This is a genomic window from Actinokineospora terrae, from assembly GCF_900111175.1.
Lineage (GTDB): Bacteria > Actinomycetota > Actinomycetes > Mycobacteriales > Pseudonocardiaceae > Actinokineospora > Actinokineospora terrae.
Map to the genome: position 1 here is coordinate 57,648 of NZ_FOGI01000011.1, position 18,790 is coordinate 76,437.

At 67.7% G+C, this 18,790-nt stretch carries 20 protein-coding genes; 6 read left to right on the forward strand and 14 right to left on the reverse strand.

Features of this window, described 5'->3' with window-relative positions:
- Window positions 1-157: 157 nt before the first annotated feature.
- Window positions 158-301 (reverse strand): hypothetical protein, encoded by a 144-nt coding sequence (locus BMY07_RS35945; RefSeq protein WP_281245086.1) that lies wholly within the window; start codon window positions 299-301, stop codon window positions 158-160.
- Window positions 302-651: 350 nt separating this feature from the next.
- On the opposite strand from BMY07_RS35945, the gene BMY07_RS24355 reads away from it, so the two are divergent.
- Window positions 652-1,935, forward strand: coding sequence for a helix-turn-helix domain-containing protein (locus tag BMY07_RS24355; protein WP_092783739.1), 1,284 nt, complete (start codon window positions 652-654; stop codon window positions 1,933-1,935).
- A gap of 14 nt (window positions 1,936-1,949) precedes the next feature.
- Window positions 1,950-2,309 (forward strand): hypothetical protein, encoded by a 360-nt coding sequence (locus tag BMY07_RS24360; RefSeq protein WP_092783742.1) that lies wholly within the window; start codon window positions 1,950-1,952, stop codon window positions 2,307-2,309.
- Window positions 2,310-3,048: 739 nt separating this feature from the next.
- Here BMY07_RS24360 and BMY07_RS24365 read toward each other — a convergent pair.
- From BMY07_RS24365 to BMY07_RS24375, 3 genes are all read right to left on the reverse strand, one after another.
- Window positions 3,049-3,771 (reverse strand): Crp/Fnr family transcriptional regulator, encoded by a 723-nt coding sequence (locus BMY07_RS24365; RefSeq protein WP_143073620.1) that lies wholly within the window; start codon window positions 3,769-3,771, stop codon window positions 3,049-3,051.
- A gap of 311 nt (window positions 3,772-4,082) precedes the next feature.
- Window positions 4,083-4,766, reverse strand: a complete 684-nt coding sequence (locus BMY07_RS24370) for a hypothetical protein (RefSeq protein WP_143073621.1) — start codon at window positions 4,764-4,766, stop codon at window positions 4,083-4,085.
- Between the two features lie 362 nt (window positions 4,767-5,128).
- Entirely contained in the window at window positions 5,129-7,219 is a 2,091-nt protein-coding gene (locus tag BMY07_RS24375; RefSeq protein ID WP_143073622.1) for a hypothetical protein, read from the reverse strand.
- Window positions 7,220-7,858: 639 nt separating this feature from the next.
- On the opposite strand from BMY07_RS24375, the gene BMY07_RS24380 reads away from it, so the two are divergent.
- Window positions 7,859-8,113 carry a hypothetical protein gene (locus tag BMY07_RS24380; protein WP_092783211.1) on the forward strand — a complete coding sequence of 85 codons (255 nt, stop codon included), beginning with the start codon at window positions 7,859-7,861 and terminating at the stop codon, window positions 8,111-8,113.
- Window positions 8,114-8,282: 169 nt separating this feature from the next.
- Here BMY07_RS24380 and BMY07_RS24385 read toward each other — a convergent pair whose 3' ends face one another.
- Both BMY07_RS24385 and BMY07_RS24390 read right to left on the reverse strand, forming a co-directional pair.
- On the reverse strand, window positions 8,283-9,002 hold the full coding sequence (locus BMY07_RS24385) for a CPBP family glutamic-type intramembrane protease (protein ID WP_143073623.1): 720 nt from the start codon (window positions 9,000-9,002) through the stop codon (window positions 8,283-8,285).
- A 144-nt stretch (window positions 9,003-9,146) separates the two neighbouring features.
- The gene (locus BMY07_RS24390; RefSeq protein WP_218150752.1) at window positions 9,147-9,620 is read right to left on the reverse strand and encodes a MarR family transcriptional regulator; all 474 of its coding nucleotides are present in this window, start codon (window positions 9,618-9,620) and stop codon (window positions 9,147-9,149) included.
- A gap of 1,114 nt (window positions 9,621-10,734) precedes the next feature.
- Here BMY07_RS24390 and BMY07_RS35575 point away from each other — a divergent pair.
- The 3 genes from BMY07_RS35575 (at window position 10,735) to BMY07_RS24400 (ending at window position 12,506) form a co-directional block, all read left to right on the forward strand.
- A complete protein-coding gene (locus tag BMY07_RS35575; RefSeq protein WP_281245087.1) occupies window positions 10,735-10,914 on the forward strand; it encodes a helix-turn-helix domain-containing protein in 180 nt (59 codons plus the stop codon).
- Between the two features lie 72 nt (window positions 10,915-10,986).
- On the forward strand, window positions 10,987-11,973 hold the full coding sequence (locus BMY07_RS24395) for an XRE family transcriptional regulator (RefSeq protein WP_245782624.1): 987 nt from the start codon (window positions 10,987-10,989) through the stop codon (window positions 11,971-11,973).
- The gene (locus BMY07_RS24400; RefSeq protein WP_092783217.1) at window positions 11,970-12,506 is read left to right on the forward strand and encodes a flavoprotein; all 537 of its coding nucleotides are present in this window, start codon (window positions 11,970-11,972) and stop codon (window positions 12,504-12,506) included. Before BMY07_RS24395 ends, BMY07_RS24400 begins: the two co-directional genes overlap by 4 nt.
- A 44-nt stretch (window positions 12,507-12,550) precedes the next feature.
- On the opposite strand, the gene BMY07_RS24405 is transcribed toward BMY07_RS24400, so the two are convergent.
- Genes BMY07_RS24405 through BMY07_RS24440 form a run of 8 tightly spaced genes read right to left on the reverse strand, consistent with a single transcriptional unit; the run spans window position 12,551 to window position 18,788 of the window.
- Window positions 12,551-13,180 carry a PIG-L deacetylase family protein gene (locus BMY07_RS24405; RefSeq protein WP_092783220.1) on the reverse strand — a complete coding sequence of 210 codons (630 nt, stop codon included), beginning with the start codon at window positions 13,178-13,180 and terminating at the stop codon, window positions 12,551-12,553.
- 5 nt (window positions 13,181-13,185) lie between these two features.
- A complete protein-coding gene (locus tag BMY07_RS24410) occupies window positions 13,186-14,040 on the reverse strand; it encodes a 5'-3' exonuclease (protein ID WP_092783223.1) in 855 nt (284 codons plus the stop codon).
- The gene (locus BMY07_RS24415) at window positions 14,040-15,179 is read right to left on the reverse strand and encodes a glycosyltransferase family 4 protein (RefSeq protein ID WP_092783226.1); all 1,140 of its coding nucleotides are present in this window, start codon (window positions 15,177-15,179) and stop codon (window positions 14,040-14,042) included. Before BMY07_RS24415 ends, BMY07_RS24410 begins: the two co-directional genes overlap by 1 nt.
- Entirely contained in the window at window positions 15,172-15,735 is a 564-nt protein-coding gene (locus BMY07_RS24420; RefSeq protein WP_092783229.1) for a phosphoribosyltransferase, read from the reverse strand. The genes BMY07_RS24415 and BMY07_RS24420 overlap by 8 nt, the downstream gene beginning before the upstream one ends.
- On the reverse strand, window positions 15,732-16,709 hold the full coding sequence (locus tag BMY07_RS24425) for a radical SAM protein (protein WP_092783232.1): 978 nt from the start codon (window positions 16,707-16,709) through the stop codon (window positions 15,732-15,734). The genes BMY07_RS24420 and BMY07_RS24425 overlap by 4 nt, the downstream gene beginning before the upstream one ends.
- The gene (locus tag BMY07_RS24430; RefSeq protein WP_245782625.1) at window positions 16,706-17,782 is read right to left on the reverse strand and encodes a glycosyltransferase family 2 protein; all 1,077 of its coding nucleotides are present in this window, start codon (window positions 17,780-17,782) and stop codon (window positions 16,706-16,708) included. Before BMY07_RS24430 ends, BMY07_RS24425 begins: the two co-directional genes overlap by 4 nt.
- Entirely contained in the window at window positions 17,767-18,234 is a 468-nt protein-coding gene (locus tag BMY07_RS24435) for a DUF6884 domain-containing protein (protein ID WP_092783235.1), read from the reverse strand. The genes BMY07_RS24430 and BMY07_RS24435 overlap by 16 nt, the downstream gene beginning before the upstream one ends.
- A complete protein-coding gene (locus BMY07_RS24440; protein WP_092783238.1) occupies window positions 18,231-18,788 on the reverse strand; it encodes a formylglycine-generating enzyme family protein in 558 nt (185 codons plus the stop codon). The genes BMY07_RS24435 and BMY07_RS24440 overlap by 4 nt, the downstream gene beginning before the upstream one ends.
- Window positions 18,789-18,790 lie beyond the last annotated feature (2 nt).

Below are 18,790 nucleotides of genomic sequence, written 5' to 3' on the forward strand. Positions count from 1 at the left end.
GCAGCGCCGACCCTCGCGGGTCGGCGAGGATCGCAACTCTCATCGACCACGGACGGGTGCAGGTTCGGGCTGACCGTTAGCGCCCGGCGTTCTTAGGCGGCGTCGGGGCTGACCGGGAGCAGCCCGATGTCGTCGTTGATGATCGGGCCGGTGCGGATCAGTTGGCGAGGGCTCGGGTGATGGAGTCGTCGGTGCGGTGACGGCGGACCGGGTCGCCGAGGTCTTCGATGGTGAGCCAGGCGACGGTCATCCCGGCCTCGACCGCTGCTGGCGGGTACGGCCACAGCGATGGGTCAAGCATTCCCGCCCTCCCACTCGCGAGTGGGAACTTGTCGAAGCGGAGGCGGCCCCACCACCACCATCGCTCATTCCTCGGCGGCACGTCTCGGCGGAACGGGTTTCGGATACTCGGGCTTCGGCGAAGCCGACGCCTGCCTGACCGCAGCGAGGCCAGTCAACGCTCGGTGATCAACGACGGCCAGAGCGCCGATGGGGCGGCTACGAGGCGGCAATGAGGCGGCACTAGGTTTGACCTGCGCAAACGACTTTTCTGAGGTGGTAGTCCGAACGGGTGCGGCTCGCGGAGCGGGTGATCAGTCGTGACCGGTAGCTGGTTATCGTGGTGGGTGACCGAGGGGTGAGGTGGTGTTCATGGGCAACCGGCGAGAGGCGTTCGCCGCGCGGCGTGAGCAGATGGGCTATACCCAGGAGAACTTCGGGGCGGCGGTGGGGGTGGAGTTCTCCACTGTCGGACGTTGGGAACGGGGTGACCTGACCCCGCAGCCGTATCGCCGCCACCGTATTGCCCAGGCGCTCGGTGTGAGCCTGGACGAGTTGGGTGCGTTGCTCACGCCACCCCGGCAGACTTCTACCGTTGCCGTTGTAGTACCCGACTCTGCGGAGGCCGACGATATGAACCGTCGAGACCTGCTGCGCTTGTTCAGCATGACGGGTGCGCTGCTCGGGCTGTCTGCTGACGAGGCAGCTCTCGGCGATGTCGACCGGTTCGCTGCGGGGGCTCGCACCGGCATGGTTGACACGGCCGGGGCATCGGAGTTCGCCCAGCTCAACTCCCACCTGTGGCGCGTGTTCGCCCTGTCACCGACCAAGGCGCAAGCGTTACCACTGGTGCGGGCCCAGCTCCATGTGCTCACTGACTCGCTACGCCGACCGCAGACATCGGCCATTCGGCGGTGGCTGTGCGAACTGACCGCCGACCTGTATCAGCTGGCCGGTGAGATCTTCTTCGACGGCGATCGGTACACCGACGCCGCCCACTGCTACGCGCTGGCGGCGACAGCGGGCAAGGAGGCAGCCGCGTCTGACATGTGGGCCTGTGCGTTGACCAGACACGCCTTCATCGCCGTGTACGAGCGCCGGTTCGCCGAGGCCGTACCGCTGCTCGACCTGGCCGCCGGCCTTGCCCGCCGAGGCGACCCCGCCCTCTCGACCCGGCAATGGGTCGCCGCTGTACAGGCAGAGACCTACGCTGGTCTCGGCGACCTGGATGGTTGCCAGCGCGCACTCGACACGGCCGCCGAAGTCCAACACCTGCGCGGTCCGGTCCACAACGGCGGTTGGCTGCGGTTCGATGGTTCCCGCCTGTCCGAGGAACGCGGCACCTGTTACGTCACTCTGGGACGCTACGACCTCGCTGAGGCCGCCCTGACCGATGCGCTGGCTGGCGCCTTGACCGCCCGCCGGAAAGCCGGTGTGCTCACTGACCTGGCGATGATCGGAGTGCATCGGCGCGATCCTGACCAGGTCGCGACCTACGTCAACGCCGCCCTGGCCACCGCCCGCCAGACCGGCTCCGGAGTCATCGCACGCAAGCTGCGCGGCCTCCAGCCGAACCTGACCCCATTGCTCACCGATCAGCAGATCCAGCGACTCGATGCAGAGATCACCGAACTCGTCGGCAACCGCGCCGCATGATGGAGGACGACAGGATGCACAACGACCGTGGCCGTGTGTTCCGTGAGGCGTGGATCGCCGGAGTCACCAAGCACTACCCGGGCGAGCCCAAGCCGGGCTACATCACCCCGTGGGACCAGACTCCGGACTGGGAACGCGAAGCCGCGACCGCCGTGTACGACCAGGTCCTCGCCTTCATCAAGGCCACCGACGGCGCCACCGCCAAGCTCACCCCGGACCAGAAGGGCCGTTTCGTGGCGCTGTGCTGGATTGGCCAGATCTACAAGCACTTCCCCGACCCGAAGCCGTCCTACGTCGCGGACTGGGACGACCTACCCGATTGGCAGAAGGCTACGGACATCGACATCTTCGAGCGCATCGAACAAGACAGCTGACCTGTATGACGGCATTGGAGACATACGGCGTGGTCACTCGCTAATCAGGCCGGTGGCGAAACCCGCAAGAGAGGGTGAACGGCGCGGACGGCAAGCGGGGGACTTGCGGCTCGGCGTGAGGCGATGGGCTTCACCCAGGAAGGACTCACCGCAGCTGCGGATGTGGAGTTCTCCACCGTTAGTCAGTGGGAAACGTGGTTGCGATGACGCCTCAGCCGTCGCGGCCTCCTCGAATCGCGAAAGCACTGGGAATCTCTCTCGACGAGCTGAATCTGCTGCTCGGGCGGTTCCCGGCTGCCGGTTCGCAGGACCTGCCACAGCCGGTCATAGGGCAAGCTCTTCGAGCGGTCCCCACAGACCTCCCCCTTGTCGAGCTCGCCAGTGCCGGCAATCACGGCCGCGTATGACCTTGTCGGGAGCCTCGACATCGGTCCGGTGCCAGCTGGATTCTTCGCAAATCGCGCACCGCCAGCGTCACGCGGCCCATAAGCCAATGCCGCGAGTCAACTTGCATCATCGCAGCTCGGAGATAGCGTCGGCCTTTTCGCGAACGGCGCGGTTGGCACGCCCGGCAGCCTGTCACGGTCGACCGACGCCACCGCGACCTGGGCGTTCGTACTATCCGCACAGATGACGTCCAAAGGGACATATGTAGTCAGCCCGCGCGGCCAGTTCGGCGCGCCGAAACCTTGCTTGACCTGCCCGAATTTCTGACTCGGCGGGATTGGGCCAGAGGTTGCTATCGGGGATCGTTCAAGGCCTGCTGTGCGAACTGGCGGAGTTTGTCGATGGTGGTGATGTTGATTCGGCGGTAGTGGACTGTGAGGCCGTGTGGTCGGAGGTCGGCGATGGCCTTTTCGACGGTCCGGTGGGCCATCCCTGCGAGAGAGCCGAGGTCGTGCTGGGTGAGCGGGGGAAGTTGCCCTCTGCCGTCGATGAGGTCGGCATGGTTGTCGACGAGTTCGAGGAGCAGTATGGCCAGTCGGGTCGAGGCTTTCCTGATGGTGGTGTCGAGTTGGCGGCGGTTGGCCCAGCGCAGGTGTGATTCGATCGCCCGGCACAGGTTGATCGTGAGGTCTGGATGGGTTGTGAGCATTCTGGACAACGTGTGGGTGCTCATGGTCTGGACTAATACGGCGGTGGCCGCTTGTGCGGTCGTAGCCTGAGGGGTGCCGGGGCGGAGTGCGCTCGCCTCGCCGATCATGTTCCCGGCTCCGCGTAAGCCAAGGAGGGTTTCTGTGCCAGTGGCGGTGTGGGCGGCTATCTTGACCGTGCCGTCGAGGATGAATGATGCGGTTGCGCAGGTGTCGCCTTCGCGCAGGAGGGTCGTGCCCGGCGGATGGCTGATGGTGTGACTGACCTGAAACAGCATGCTCCTGGTCTCGGCGGTAAGCGAACCGAGCAGCGTGTCGGCGGGCCACTGAGCGCTCTGAAGCGACCGGAGCATGTCCGATGTGGACAATCCGACCTCCTTGTCGGGGTGTAGGGCAGGAGATTGCTTGTCGGGTGGCGAATGTGGCGTCCTATCCGATCGGACGTCGTAGTTCGAGCCGCGCGGCGACGAACGGGTGCTCCGGAGAGGGCCAGGATGTAGATCTGCCACTTCGTCGGAGGCGGGTGCTCCGGTGTTGACTGGTCCGACATGCTCGGCAGCGAGACCCGCGAGGTTTAGGCGACCGTGGGGCGTCCATTGCGCCGTCGGGGAAGCTTGGCGGTGGTGGTGTTTGTGTCAGGCGCGGTTGTGTTGGTGAGATCGGCCGTGTCGCTGGAGTGTCATGGTTGGGTCAGCATGGTGTCGATAGAGGTGCTGGCGGCGCTCAAGAGCGCGGTGACGCGTGTGATCGCCCACGTCGAGGGCCGTGTCCGGGTGACGAGTAGGGCGTGTGCGCGCTCGAGTACGACGCGCGCGTCGTGCGGACGGTGCTGGCGCAGGTGCAGTGCGCCGAGTTCGGTCAGGGCCGTTGCCTCGCCACGGGGATCGTCGTTGTGCTGGTGATGGTTAACGGCGAGGATCAACCGCTCGTGGGCCAGGGCGTGGTCGCCGCGGGTGTCGATGACGAGCGCGGCGAGGATCATCACCTCGCCTACCCGAACGGGGTCTTTGGTCGAGGTGGTGTCGATGAGGGCAGCGGCGGTGGTGGCGTCGCCGATATCGAGGTGGGCGCGGGCCAGGCGCAGCGTCATGGTGTCGATGATGGGTTGGTCGCCGAGGCCGCGGGCGCTGAGATGGGCCGCTGTGTGCACGGTAATGGCGAGGTGGGCGCTGTCGGTGGGTAGGTGTAGCCGGGCCCAGGGCAGCATCGCGTCGGCGATGCGGGGTATGGCTGCCGCGATGGTGGTGTCGGTGAGGTGATCAGGGTCGGTGGCCGCGCGCAGGCATTGCAGGAGCGCGGGTGCGGCGTGGTTGAACCAGGCCTGTGCTTGATGGTGGTCGTGGAATTGCGCGGCCTCGCTCACTGATCCTGGTGGGAGTACGGCCCGGGAGGCCGGTGTGACCAATCGGTGACCGGGGTCGAGCACCCCGGCTGCGGCCCGCGCGGCTGCTTGCCACCACAGCACCGCGCGCCGCGTCCCGATGCGTGTGTCGGCGTGGGGCTGCGGTGGGGCTGTGGCCGTGGTCTCGTAGCAGTGGTCGTGGCCGCAGGAGTTGGCGTGGCGCAGGGTCCGGTCCACCAACAGCATGTCGAGTAGGCGGCGGGTGTGGTCGTGGGAGGTGTCCAGTACGTGAGCGGCCACCGTCGGGGTGAACGGGCCGGGAACACCGGCCAGTCGCCTCGCTGCCCACGACTGCGCACGTGGCGTGGATGGCCGCGGTGGGGTCATGTCGTCTCCGGGCGGGTTGGAATGCGGTCATCGGGTAGTCGGGGGTCGGCGCGCAGCAGACGGTGGTCGAGGACTCCGCGGCAGGCGAGGTCGTCGACGAGGGTGGTGAGGACACGGATTTGGTCGCGCCAGCGGGTAAGTGGGCGCGGTTCGAGGGCGGCGAGCCATCGTGCTGAGCTGACGCCCAGGACTCCGGCGGTGAGGTAGAGGCGGGTGACGCGCAGGGTCCGGCCGTCTTCGTTCGGGGGGATAGCCGAACCGGGGCCTGGGGTAAGTGCCCGCAGTCGTTGGGCGTCGAGGTTGGCGTGGTCGCGGGCCTGAGTGATCAGCTCGCCCAGGGTGGGCGCGCGGTGGCCACGACGGTGGTGGCGCGCGGCGCCGTGTAGTTGGCCCGCGGTGGTGCCGTCCAGGGCGGCGAGGACCGCGGCCCCACTGAAGCCGAGGTTGTCGCAGTGGCGCAGGAACTCGGAAACGGTCATGGGAGCAGACCCGCTCTCCCATGCGGCGGACCGATCCATCCTCTTCTTCGGTGAGACTGGGGAATCGGGAGGTGAGGGTTGGTGGTGGCGTGTGGCGGTGAGCAGGGCGCCGAGGGCGGTGGCGATGGTGGCTTCGTCTGGACGGGGCGGGCGCGGCGGGAGCGCGTGGGCCACAGGTAGCAACGGCGTGAAGATGGCCCGCAGGCGCTGTGCTTGGGCGCGAGGTAGGTCGATGGTGTGGTGTTCGCCGTCAAGACCAAACGTCACCGTGACGTGGTCGGTGCCGTGGTTGGGTTCGTGCCGCCACGCGGCGGGAAGGACTGTGGGCGGGGTGGCGGGGTGGCGGTGCAAGACCGCGGTCAGGGCTGTCGTGGGGCGGTCAAGGAGGTCGGCGAGGGTGCTTTCGGAGATCGGGTCAAGCACCGTGATGCAGGTGTGGGTGTCGGCGCGTACCCGGTTGGCCCATCCGGCCAGCAACGCGGCATCGGGGGCCGGATCGGTGGCGAGGCTGTTGAGATCGACCATTCGGGTGCCCGGCGGGAGGGTGACCCCAGCGGGCACCGAAGCGGGATGGTGGAGACCGTTCAGGTGAGCTAGGCGGGCGAGGACGGCGGCCGTGGCCGTGACCGGGCAACCGCCAAGGCGCCGTACCAGCAGGATCCAACAACCGGTGGGCACCGGCAAGGACCCCTTCTCGTAGTGCGCCAGGGTGAGGGCGCCCAGGGTGGGGCTGTGCAGAGCGGCGGCGCGGACGATCCCGAGGCGGGTGCGTCGACGCAGGTGGGTGAGCACCTCGCCCGGTACTCCGCAGGGGTCCTGTGTGGTGGGTGTCCAGGATCCGATGGCCGGGCAGTTGCCGAGAGCGCGGAGCTCGACTCGCGCGATCAGGGTAACGAGATCGGTCTTGAGGTGAGCGCAGTAGTCCAGCAGCTCTGGCAGCGGAGGATCCACTTGGGTGCTTTCCCACTGCCACACTGTGTCCGGGGCTATGCGGCTGCCCTCGACGGCCTCGTCAACGGTGAGACCGGCGTGACCGCGGTTCTCGCGAAGCAATTCCGCGAGAACCGCGGTCACGGTGTCCGGGCAGGAAGGGGCCTGCCCGTACCCGGAGATTGGGGCGGCCACTCGTGCAACACGGTCTCGTCCGCGTAGGCGCGCCAAGGGGATCGGCAGCGCTCCTGCGGTAGCGGCCTCCCCGACCGCGCGGGCGGCGACGGCGGCGTCGGCCACGACCCGGTCGAGGGTAACGCCGGTGGCGAGTGCGGCGATCACCGCGGCGGGCGTCTTCAGTCTGGGGGCTTGCTGGAGCAGTTCATCCGCCCACAGCCCGTCCACCTCGGTCGCAAGGGACGGGCCGGTCACAAGGTGCTGGCGTGTGCTGGCCCTGGGCTGCCGGGACTTGCTGTGCTGTCGCCGTCGTGTGCGCGCCAGTGCGGCGGCGGCCATCGTGGACCGCAGCGTGTCCGGTGTCGCGCCCTCCAGCGCGGCGAGCACTCCCGCAGCGGTGATTCCGTATCGCCTGCACAGGCCATCGAGCGCGACCACGCTCCCGCCGCCCGTGTGGGCGGGTGCGGGCAAACCCGCGCGGCGCGCCACTGTCTGGACCACCACCGAGATCATCCCGGCGGCGTCCGCGATCCCGAATAACGCGGCAGGGTCCCTGCGCGCTCGGCCTGAGCGACGGGTGGGCGCTGCGATAGCCCCTGCCGGACGGCGCTGCGGCGGTACGGGCCGCGATGACGTGATCTGTGGCGGGGTGGGTACCGCGTCGGAACGTGGAACGGGTTCGAGGAGTTCGGCGACCCGCCACCGCGCCGTCCACGGGGCCTCGGCGACCGCTAGGACTCCCGACACTGGCACCTTGAAGGCCCGGCACAGCATCACTAGATCCCCGACGTAGAGGGTCTCTTCCCCGCGCTCCAGCGCGGCGATACGTGCGGGTGGCAACGCCAGGCTGCCCACCATCTCGGTGCACCGTGACTCGCTCCACCCATGCACTTGTCGCAGCCCGCGCAACGAAGCCCCTAGCAGCACCGCCGTCGTTCCACCAGCAGGTTTGCGGGTTTGCGTTGGCGCTTGATCGTCATGGGCAGCGGTGGAGGAATCGATGACGCCGAACAGGTCAGCGGCCGACACGCCTAGCGACCGGCAGTACCGCAGGAGGCCGATCACCGAGGGTTCGCTCCCGTTAACCTCCCACATCCCTGCGCTCGCGCGGGTATGAGCCACCCGCCACACCACCGAGGCATGGCGGTCGGTGACTGCGCGGCGCACCCGCGCCAACGCCACTCCCAACCGGGCAAGCAAGGCCACGGTGAGATCGTCAAGTCCATGTCCGGGAAACCGAAGACGTCCGAGATCGACCTTGGAACCTATCGCGACCACACCCGGGCGCGCGGCCATGTCAACTCCCTGCGCTGTGTCGGCCCGGCGCGTCGTCATGATCGCCCCACCGTCGACCGGGTCCGCGTGATCCCGCCGACATCGGTCGCCGGTTCCTGACTGACAGGACCGTCGTGAACCGTCTGACCCATGACGGCGTCGTCGCCTCTGCCGCTGGGGTCCGCATGACCGACGCGACGCGCGCAGGCGCGCGGCGGACGTAGTGCGTGGTGAAGGAACGGGAAAGGCCTGCCCGACATGGGGTACACATGATGTGCAGCACGTCTGCTCAGCTCAGAGTAGTGGCGTTGTGGGCGATATGCGCCACGGCCAGAGGCACCACGGACCGGCAGCGCAGCATCAACAACGCCAGGGCTGCCGCCCACACCACAGTGGCAGCGGCGGCCGTGACCCCGAGGTGCAAGTGGGCGACAGCCCGATACCCCGCCACCACCGCGATGATCGCCCACACTGGAGTTCGCGCTATGGACAACAGAACGATGACGGTCGCGGCGGCGACTTCCTCGGCGATGCCGGTGAGCAGTACCGGCCACAGAACGAATCCGTTGTCAGCGGGCACCGGCCCAGGTGCGCCTGCCGCGATCAACGATTCTGCTGCCACGGCACAGGCCCGCATCGCGATCCAGGCCAGGCCGCAGACGAGCGTGAGATCCCATGCCTTATCCCACCTGCGCGGCAAGGTCAGCCCCAACGGGCGCCATCCCACGGTCAGCCACGCCATGGCCAAGGCGGTCAAGCAAGTGACGATCTCGACGAGGGTAGCGGTCAGCGGTGTGCGGGTCCCGCGAATTCCCAACGAAGTACCGGAAAGCAACTGCGCGGCGTTGACCATCGCCACACCGCTGGTGATCAGCACAACAGCGGCGGCCATCACCCACGCGCGACGGCGCGACATCGACTGAGGCGGTGGTTGCGGAACGAAAGGTTCACGCAATGACACCGACTTCGTCCGCTGCGACGTCCGAACCGAGGTGTTGGGCAGCATCATATGCTCTCTGTGACATGTCGACCGTTCGACAGGTAGCCGAGGATTGCTGGTTCATATGCTTGATCAGGTACAGCTTGTACGTTCCGAATGGACTGGTCTGGCCAACCTCGTTGGCGGACAAGGAGATCCTTGTTGCCAAGATGTTCACGTGCGTGCCCGCAGGCGCCGTCGGGCGACGGGTCTGACCATGCAGCGCAGGCGGGCGACGAGCTGGTCCAGCTCACAGTTCAACTCGGATGAGATCGGCGGCGCGATGTCAGGGCCACCCGAAACGATGGTCGTGGGTTCTGGCGTGCGCAGTGCGATGTGCAGATGCCGGTCAAACGCGTCGGCGATATCGGTGCCGACCTCGGTCAGTTCGACACGGACACGTCGTCTGTCCTCCGTGTCAGCGACCCGGTACACGAGCCCGACGCCGGCGAGACGGTCGATGAGTGCGGTGACTGACGCCGAGTTCAGGTTCAACGCCGCGCCCAGCTCACCCGCGGAATAGGCGAGGTCGCGGGTCGCGACGTGCAGCACGGCCCGCAGGTCGGTCGGGTGCAAGCCACAGGCTGCGGCGAAGGAGACCATGACGCGATCGAGCGCCAGAGCCAGTGCGACCATCGTCTCGGACACGGGCGGCGGTGAAGTGCTCACACAGCCGCGCGAGTCTTCCCCGGCGTCGACGCGGATACGGGAGCTGCTCACCGGGTGCCCGCGCTCGCTCGGTCCAGTGCTGATCATGATTTGCCTCGGGTAGTGCAGCGGTAGCGGGCCGGTCACGTGCAAGCGCAGCACTCATGACCGGCCCAAGGCGGACTATGGAGTGGCGACTTCGTCGAGCAATCCCTGCGCCTTCGCCACACCGAGGTCAGACTTGGCCGCACACACATTGTCTGGGCGCCGCGGACGAAGGAAGACCGCGACCCGGTGGGCGAGTGCCCACGCAGCAATGATCTTGTCCAAACTCGGTGAGCCGGTCCTCGGCCAGGTCGACGACAGCGGCGATCGCGGCAACATCACCCCACGCATCTGCACTGAATCAAGCTCACTTTCGCTTTCCCGGATAGCCGAGGTCCCACAGATGCGGTCGTACCGTCGCATCCATCGCCCCGCCAGCGCGACACCAGTCAACGCTGTCCCGCACCCCCATCACCAGAGCGGCCATACGGCGATTGTGGGGCGCCCACAGGGCGGCATCGCGCTTGACCACCACGTTCCCTGGCGACGGTAATAGAAGGCCACTTTCGAGTACCTGAGCAGACATCGGCATCCCGCCGTGTCGCGGAGGCCAGGGCGTTGCGCCCCCGACCGGCCCGCCTTGCCGGGCTTGAGGCGTTCCGGTCTCGGGCCATGCCGCTACCGCAAGTCCTTCGCCGTCAGCCGTCCAGACCAGCGGCGGGTTTTCACCACCGTCAACGGCATCCAGGCCCCCTAGCGTGGGACCTTGGTGTCGTTGGTGGTTGACTGCACCAACTCCGCCGACTCACGGACTTGGATTCCCGGGCTTTCATGGACGCCTATGGCGGTTATGACATGACCGCGTGGTTCAGCCACCGCATCCTGGCGACTATCGGAGAACTACGTTGGACGGCTCCATCTTGGTAGTGCGGAGACCAGCACGGAGGCGGTCCGACAGGTATGGTGCCGTGTGGCGTACCTGCGTGGCGAGGTCGAGCGTCCTTGATCGTCAGCCTTTGCGTCGGCGGCTTTCCACTTACTCATAAATGAAGATCTGAGGTGGCAGACGGTGGACCGGCGACAGGAACTCTCTGCTCGGCGCGAGGCGATGGGTTTCACGCAGGAATCGCTTGCGCAGAAGCTCGGTGTGGAAGTCTCGACGGTCGGTCGATGGGAACGTGGCACGCTCACGCCACAACCTTGGCGTAGGTCGAGAATCGCATCCGAACTCAGGCTCTCGCTCGCCTAGCTCCACGCACTGCTCAATCCATCGACCTCCGACGCCACGTCTGCTGAGGCAACGGTCAGCAGACGTGTAGTCATGCGGGACACAGCTCTGCTGACGGGCGCGATCCTGGCGCACCGTTGGCCCCCTGCGCCTGAGAACTTCACCGAAGTCACCTCGGACGAATATGCTTTGCGAGGTCTTTCCTCGACCACGGCGGCTGTGACGCGGTTGCATCAGGCCTATCAAGCCGCTCGATACGCCGAGGTAGGTGGCGCACTGTCCACCGTCAATGACGCCATCACGGCCTTGGTGTCCACCAGCCGGGGACAAGAACGACGCCAGGCTCTGGTTCTGGAATGCAGTGCCGCAGTGGTGGAGGCGAAGCTGACAACCAAGGCAGGTGACGGTGCGGCGGCACGGGTTGCCGCCGAGCGCGCGAAAGTGGCTGCCGACGACGCTGACGACCCGTTTGGACAGGCTGCTGCGGCCTACCAGATGACTTGCGCCTTGCTCAAGCTCAACCAAGCCGCCGCAGCGGAGGAACTCGCGGTCGGTTCAGCCTCAAGCGTGGCTGGCGATGATCCTCGCCGCATCAGTTGGGCGGGCGCGCTGACGTTGATCGCGGCGATCACCGCAGCACGGCGAAACGACCTCGCCACTGCCCATGGCAGGCTGGACACAGCACAACGACTCGCAGACCGGCTCGGACGAGACGCCAACATCGGCTACATGGCGTTCGGCCCCGCCAACGTCACCATCCACCGCATGTCGGCTGCTGTGGCGTTGGACGATCCGTACCAACTGCTCGCCACGAGCGAACGACTCGATGCCACGCGGATGCCCGCGGGATTGCGCGGACGGCGAGCCCAGTTCCACCTCGACAGCGCTTGGGCCCACACCCAGATCGACGAGGATGCCCTTGCGGTGCTGCACTTGCTGGAAACCGATCGGATCGCCCCCGAGATCGTTTACACCAGTCGTGCGGCCCACAACCTCATCCGAGACCTGATGGCACGGGAACGGCGCCGTGAAGTACCCGGTCTGCGTGAACTGGCGATCCGTACCGGAGTGGCGGCGTGAGCCATGACCGCGGCTCTGCCTACCTCGTGGTGGCGGCCGCGCCGCCGGTGCTGAAGATCGACGAGTTCGTTGCTCTGCTGTCCGAGCAGGGATGGCGGGTATCGTTGATCGCCACTCCCGCAGCGGCCTCATGGATCGATCTCGACACACTCGCTGCCGAAACCGGCTGCCTGACGCGGGTGACCGCGCGTCCACCAGGCCAACAGGACTCGTTGCCGAGGGCGGACGTCGTCATTGCAGCGCCGCTGACGTTCAACTCCCTCAACAAGTGGGCCGCGGGTATCAGCGACAGTGTGGCTCTGGGTGTTTTGAACGAGTTGCTCGGCGCCGAGGTACCGATCATCGCCGCACCGTGCGTGAAAGCATTGCTGCGCAAGCATCCCGCGTACGCCGACAGTGTAGAACGCCTCACGCTGTGCGGGGTGGTCATGCTTGACCCCGACGCGGTGACCACACGCGCCGACGATGGACTTGCCGCCTTCGACTGGGCGCAGATCCTGTCAGCCGTGGCCGTGAGCACCAGCGACGGGTAGTCGAGCGGTTGACGTCCGCCGCATGATCGCGAGGCCCGTCGAGGTCACAGTGCTGCCGCGGCTGGCAGGCGTCCGAGTACGGGAAGCGGGACGAAACTCTCGGCGTGGTCGACGCCGATGCGTGCGCCCCACATCCGGGCGAGGTTCTCAGCCATCGGGCCGAAGTGTTCGGCGATGGGCTGGGAGGCGTGCGCGGTCAGGGCGCGTTGCTTGGTTGCCCAGGTGGTGGTGATATCGACGGTAGTGTGGGCACGAACGGGACCGTCGAGGGTGAGGCTGTTATAGGTGTCGGTGGTGTAGACCCGCCGAGGGCGTCCGGTGGCGATGACGACCTCGGGAAGTGCCTCCAGCACGGCGTCGGCGATGCGTCGGTGGTCGGGGTGCACATCGCGTAGCGGGTGGGTGAGGACGACCTCGGGGCGAGTGTCCAGCAGCAGTTCGCGTACGGTCGCCGCGGTGGGCTCGTTGATCAGGTGGAGCCCGGCGCCGAGTACGGCGGCCCCGGCGGCGGCCTCGCTGGCGCGGGGCTCGGGGTGGCGTGGGACGGCGATGGTGACCTTGGCTCCGGCGGCGGTGCAGAGGGCGAGCGTGCCGCCTGCCCAGAGTTCGGCGTCGTCGGGATGAGCCATCACGGTCAGCACCGAGCCAGGTGGGATGAACGCGGCTGTGGTCATCGGAGTCACCACAGCCCGAGCTTGTCGATGACCTCGGCAGGGGTGGGCAGCGCACGGCTGCTGCGGCCGGTGGGTAGCAGGGGCAGGGCGAGGTCGGTGCGCATCCTGATCAGGTCGCGCCAGCCGAGGACCTGGTTCCAGGCTTCGGCGACGGCCTTGCCCTTGGTGCCGGTGAGCCGTCCGGAGTCGGGGAGCTGGTCGAGGGTGAGGCCGCTGGCCAGGAGCGTGGCGGCGGTGCCCGTGCCGACGCCGCGCACGCCGGGGATGTTGTCGGCGGGGTCGCCGGTGAGGGCACGGTAGTCCGCCCACTGGGTCGGTTGGACCTGGTAGCGGTCGAACACGGTGTCGGGTTCGATGTGGCGGCGGCCTCGCTTCATGGCGGTGTTGAGCACCCGGACGCGGTCGTCGATGAGCTGGTAGAAGTCGCGGTCACCGGACATGATCCACACCCGGCGCTTCGGATCGTCGCGATGGACGTGGGTGGCAAGGGTGGCGATCACGTCGTCGGCCTCGGCGGTGTCGATTTCGATCCAGGCCAGCTCGTAGGCAGTCAGCGCTTCCTGGACGTGTGGGATGGCGCGGATGGGTTTGAGCGCGGCGTCGTCGAGGACGCGGTTGGCCTTGTAGTCGCTGTCGGTGGCTTGGCGTTCGGCCGCGCCGTGCTGGCCGTCGAACACCACGATCACCTCGGGCGGCGCGGTGAACTCTTCGCGGATGGCTACGCGCAGTAGCGCGAAGAAGGCGAACTCGGCGGTCAGGTCACGGGTCTTGTCGCGAGAGTGGATCGCGGCGGGGAAGCCGAAGGCTCCGCGCCAGAGCAGATTGTGGCCGTCGACCAGCAGAAGTGGGACATCGGTCATCACCGCACCGCCTTGAGGAAGTCATGGGCGACTGTGGTGGGCAGATAGTCCCGCGAGCGGTAGTACGCAGCCCGTGATAGCACTGCGTAGCGTACCGGATCATCGAGGAGGGCTTCGGCGGCACCCCACAGCCCGAACTCGCCGTGGGCGCGGGGCACCACGATCCCGCCGGCTTTCGCCCCGGTGTCGATGAGGGCGGGAAGGTTGTCCACGTCGAAGGCGACAACCGGGGTGCCGACGCTCATGGCCTCCAGGGCGATGAGCCCGAAGGTCTCCTTGGTCGAGGGCACGATGACGACGGCGGCGTCGGCGAGCCACGGCTGGACCTCGTTCCAGGGCAGGCCGCCGTCGCGGATGCTGCCCATGAGCAGGTGGGTCGTGGAGTGGGCGCAGCGGCGGTACTCGGCGGCCTGTGCGCCAACAGCGTGCTCGAACCCGGCCTCGGCGAGCACGACCTCAATGCCGCGGTCGACGAGGTGACCGGCGTCGAGCAAGGCGCGGACGTTCTTCTCCGGCCCGAGCCGGGCCAACACCCGCATCGGCCCGCCCAGCCGCAGCGCCTCGCGTTGGCGGGCGTCGGGCGCGCCGTGATCATCGAGCAGCGCGTTGGGCACGATCTGCCAGCAGGTGCTGTCGTACCCCCGGTCGTGGGCTTGATCGAGGACCGTGGTCGACGGCGCGACCACCACGTCGGCGCGCTCCAAGGCGGGTGTGAGGTCCTGGTCGTGGCCGACGACGTGCATCGCCAGTACCGTGCGCACGGCAGGGCAGGCGGGGGCAAGGCGTCCGAGTCCCCAGAGGGCGTCGACGTAGACCGCGATGTCGACGTGGTGGCGGTGGTAGAGGGCGCGCAGGTCGGCGGCGATGATCTCGTCCTGGCCGTGCGAGCTGATTGCCTCGCGTAGTTCGTTGTCGGCGGCGGGGAAGGTGACTTCGGCCGAGCCGAGCACGATCAGATCCTCGTCCAGTTCGTCCTTGGTCGGGTCGGGTTTGACGGCGGTGATGATCAGGGCCCGGTGTCCGAGTTGACGTAGTCCGTGGGCTAGGGCGGCAATGGCGCGTTCCATCCCGGCTGGGGCGTTGTGGGTGTAGGAGGCCAGGACGAATGCGACGGTGATCGACTTGGTGGCCTCAGGCATGGCTGGTCACCTGCTCGGGGATGGGTATGTCGGTGGTCGGCTGGTCGGGGCGTTTCTCCCAAGGGAAGGCGACCCAGTCCGACACGGTCCACACCGAGTAGTCCGGGCAGGTCTGCGCCCCGGAGTTCAGGCACAGAGTCGCGGTGATCACTCGGGCGTCTGGGGCGAGGACGGGGGTGAGGACGTTGCGGAGTGTGTGCAGGGTTGCTCCGCTGCCGCAGATGTCGTCGACGACGAGGATGGTGCCGTCGAGCTTGCGGCGGCCGAGGATGCTGTGGAAGGTGTCGAAGTCGACGGTGACCTTGCCGGTGGCCTGTTGGTAGAGGCCGTCGTCGGCGTTGTGTCTGGCCTGCACGGTCCGGGGGTTCACGCCGAGACGGTCGGCGAGGATGCGGGCGGGGGCGATGCCACCGTTGGCGATGCCGATGACGTGGTCGACCTTCGGATGGTCGCGGCTGATGGCGGCGAACAGCAGCAGGCAGGCTTCGCCCAGGGCCTTGGGGGTGACGCTCCAGACGCGCTGGTGCTCGAACACGCGCTGTGCGGTGCGGGTCATGCCGAACCGTCCCGTTCGGCCACGGCCAGGCTGACCGGCCCGCTCAGCGGGCGCAGGGCGGCGATGGCTGCGCTGTCCGGGGCGTTGCGCCAGACCTGTCCATCGGCGCGCACGACCGTGAACCCCGCGGCGTCGGCTCGGGTTCGCAACCGCACCGGAACCGGTGTCGCGCCGAGCACGCCGACAAGGTGGCGTGCGTCCTCGTCGGGCACCTCTTCGGCATCAGCAAGGGAAGCACCTTCGCCGAAGGGCAAGTACTGCAGGACGGTCACGCCGTGGACGCCGAGCCGGTCGGCCAGCTCGACCAGCTCGGGTAGTCCGGGGGCGCTGGAGCGCATGAGCACGGTCTGGATCTGGGTAGGAATGCCGTGCGCGATGGCGGCACGGATGCCGGCGACGGCCATGGCGAAGCTTCCCTCGCCGCGCCAGCGGTCGTGCCGCTTCGGGTCCGGGCCGTCGAGGCTGACCCGGATCGCGTCCACTCGGCGGGCAAGGGCTTCGGCACGGCGGGGCAGGTGGGTGCCGTTGGTGGTGACGCTAACCGCGCAGCCGCTTCCGACCAGCACGTCGAGCAAGGTCGGCAGGTCGCGGATGAGCAGCGGTTCACCGCCGGAGACGTCAACCCCGAGCACGCCCGAAGCCGCGATCCTGGCCGCGACCTCGGCCCGCTCGCCGCGGCCGAGCTCCGGGACGGACTTGTCGTCAAGGCAGTGCGGACAGGCGAGGTTGCAGCGCACGATGGGCGACCAGCACACACTGACCGGCATCCCGGCGCCCAGCTCGCCGGGATGGACTTCCGGCAGAGCTGCTACGTCCTCTGCGGCCAGGGCAATGCGTCCGGCTGGCATCGGCTCGCCGGCTTGGCGGGTCAGGCCGGTGAGTGGGTCGTAGACGACACCGGTCCCGCCGCGCGTGCCGGAGCCGACCATCCGGCGCGCCGAGGTGCGGTCAGTGCTGGCGGTCGAGATGGTCATCGGTGAACCTCACAGTGGGTGAGCAGGCTGGACATGGTGGCGATGAAGTTCTGGGTGCGGCCACGCGGGGCGGGCAGTTCCAGCAGGTCGCGGTAGCGGGCCAGCGTGCGCGGCCAGCCAGCGAGCTTGTGCTGCCACTGCTCGGCGGCATCGGGTGGATCGAGATGGAACCCGACGGCCTGGCGCAGCGGGATGACCAACAGCCCAGTGGCGATCAGGCACGCTCCGAGGTAGGTGTCCTCCATGCCCCATCCCAAGCGGCCGAACTCGGCGTCGAAGCCCCCGACGTCCAGCACGGCGGCACGCGGTACGGCGACCAGGGCGGTGACCACCATGCGCGGCAGATCCCAGTCGTAGTACGACTGCCCGTACCCGAGATCGATGAAGTCGTGGGTGTCATCGAGCGGGCGACCATCGAGCGGCTCGGCCAGTGTGGTCCCGCTGTAGGGCAGCACCGTCTTTGGAGGTGGCCGCCACACGACCCTGTGGTCTGCCGCGAGGTTTGGAATACGCCTCGAAATGGCTGGATCCCGGTGGTGGACCTCGTAGCGAACGTTGTGGCGGAACCCGACAAGCACACTCGTGTCGGTGGCACGAGCGGCTATGTCGGTGATCACGTGCGGAGGAATCACCATGTCGCCGTCGAGGTACAGCACGGTTTGCCCGTGCGCCAGGGCGGTGCCGACGTTGCGGGCGGTGGCCGCGCCCATTCGCTGCGGTAGCCGCACAAGCCGGTCAACCACCCGATGCCCCGCAGCGACCTGAACCGTGTCGTCGGCGCTGAAGTCATCGACGACGATGACCTCGAACTTGTGCCGGTGGTGTTGGGCGTCGAGCGCATCGAGAACGGTGGACAAACTATGGCCGACTTGGTAAGCAGGAATGACCACGGAGACGGTCTGCGAGGCTGCCAGCCAGCAAGTCGCAGGGGTCGCCTGGTGCCATCCGATCCCGTCGGCAAGAGCCTCCCAAGCGTGGACGCTGGACGAGTGATTGTTGCCCTGGTGCTGCAGATGCCTCCGCAGCGGCAGCGAGCCATCAGCGGACCGTCGCGTGGTCACAACCAGCCCCACCCAGCCAGCATCGTGCGAACGTCACGCCAGTCGACAGGATTGGGCGCTAGCGTCAATGTGAGCGGTGGCGCGTGGTCGAAAAGGCACTCGAGAGCTAGCTGATAGAGCGGTTCCAGCACCACCAACACGTGCCGAAGCTCCTCGGCCAGCAAGTCGGTGGTCAGGTGTTCGGTGATGCGAGCCTGGAGGACTCGCGCCTCGCCGCGGGTGCGCAGTTTGTGGTCATAGGTGCCAACCGTGTCGTCGGGGTGGAGCAGACCGTGTTCGGCGGACAGGATGCGCACCCGCGCTCGGTGCTCGGGAGACAGTTGATCGCGAAGCTGCGGCACGAGCGCGCCTTGGTAGAGCTCCACTGCTGGGACAGGATCTGTGGTGACCAGCTTCTCTCGGCTGCAAGAGACAATGATCAGCCCTTGCTCAGGTTCGAGCCTGGTGCAGGTGGTGGAGGTCATGACTGGCGTACCAGCCGAATCCCGATGCCCGGCGAGGCCAACTCGGCGGGCGCCGCGTTGCGGAAGGTGGTGCGTGCGTACAACGGGGGTGAGGCGTAGGAGCCGCCGCGCAGCGTGACGCCACCGCCCATCGTGGAGCGGGCAGTCCACTCCCACACGTTGCCCGCCACGTCCAACAGCCCCTCCGGCGTCGCCCCGGCCGGGTGGGAGTCGACCGGGCAGGTGGTGTCGAGGCCGCGGCCGCGCAGGTTCGCCAACTCGGGTGTCCAGCCCTGCTCGCCCCACGGCCAGCGTCGGCGGGCGGCTCCGCCCGCCATCCACTCCCACTCCGCCGAGGTCGGCAATCGCCCACCCAGGGCGCGGGCGGTCTCGGTGGCCTCGGCATGCGTCATTCCGGTGACCGGGTGCAGTTCGGGTCCAGCACGGCGCTCACCGTGCAGTTGGGCGTAGGTGATCGGGGTGCGCGTCCACAGCAGTGTGCCGACCTTCACCGGTCGGGCATCGTCGCCGAACCGGCAGGTTCCTCCGGGTACCTCGAGCCACTCGATGTGCATGG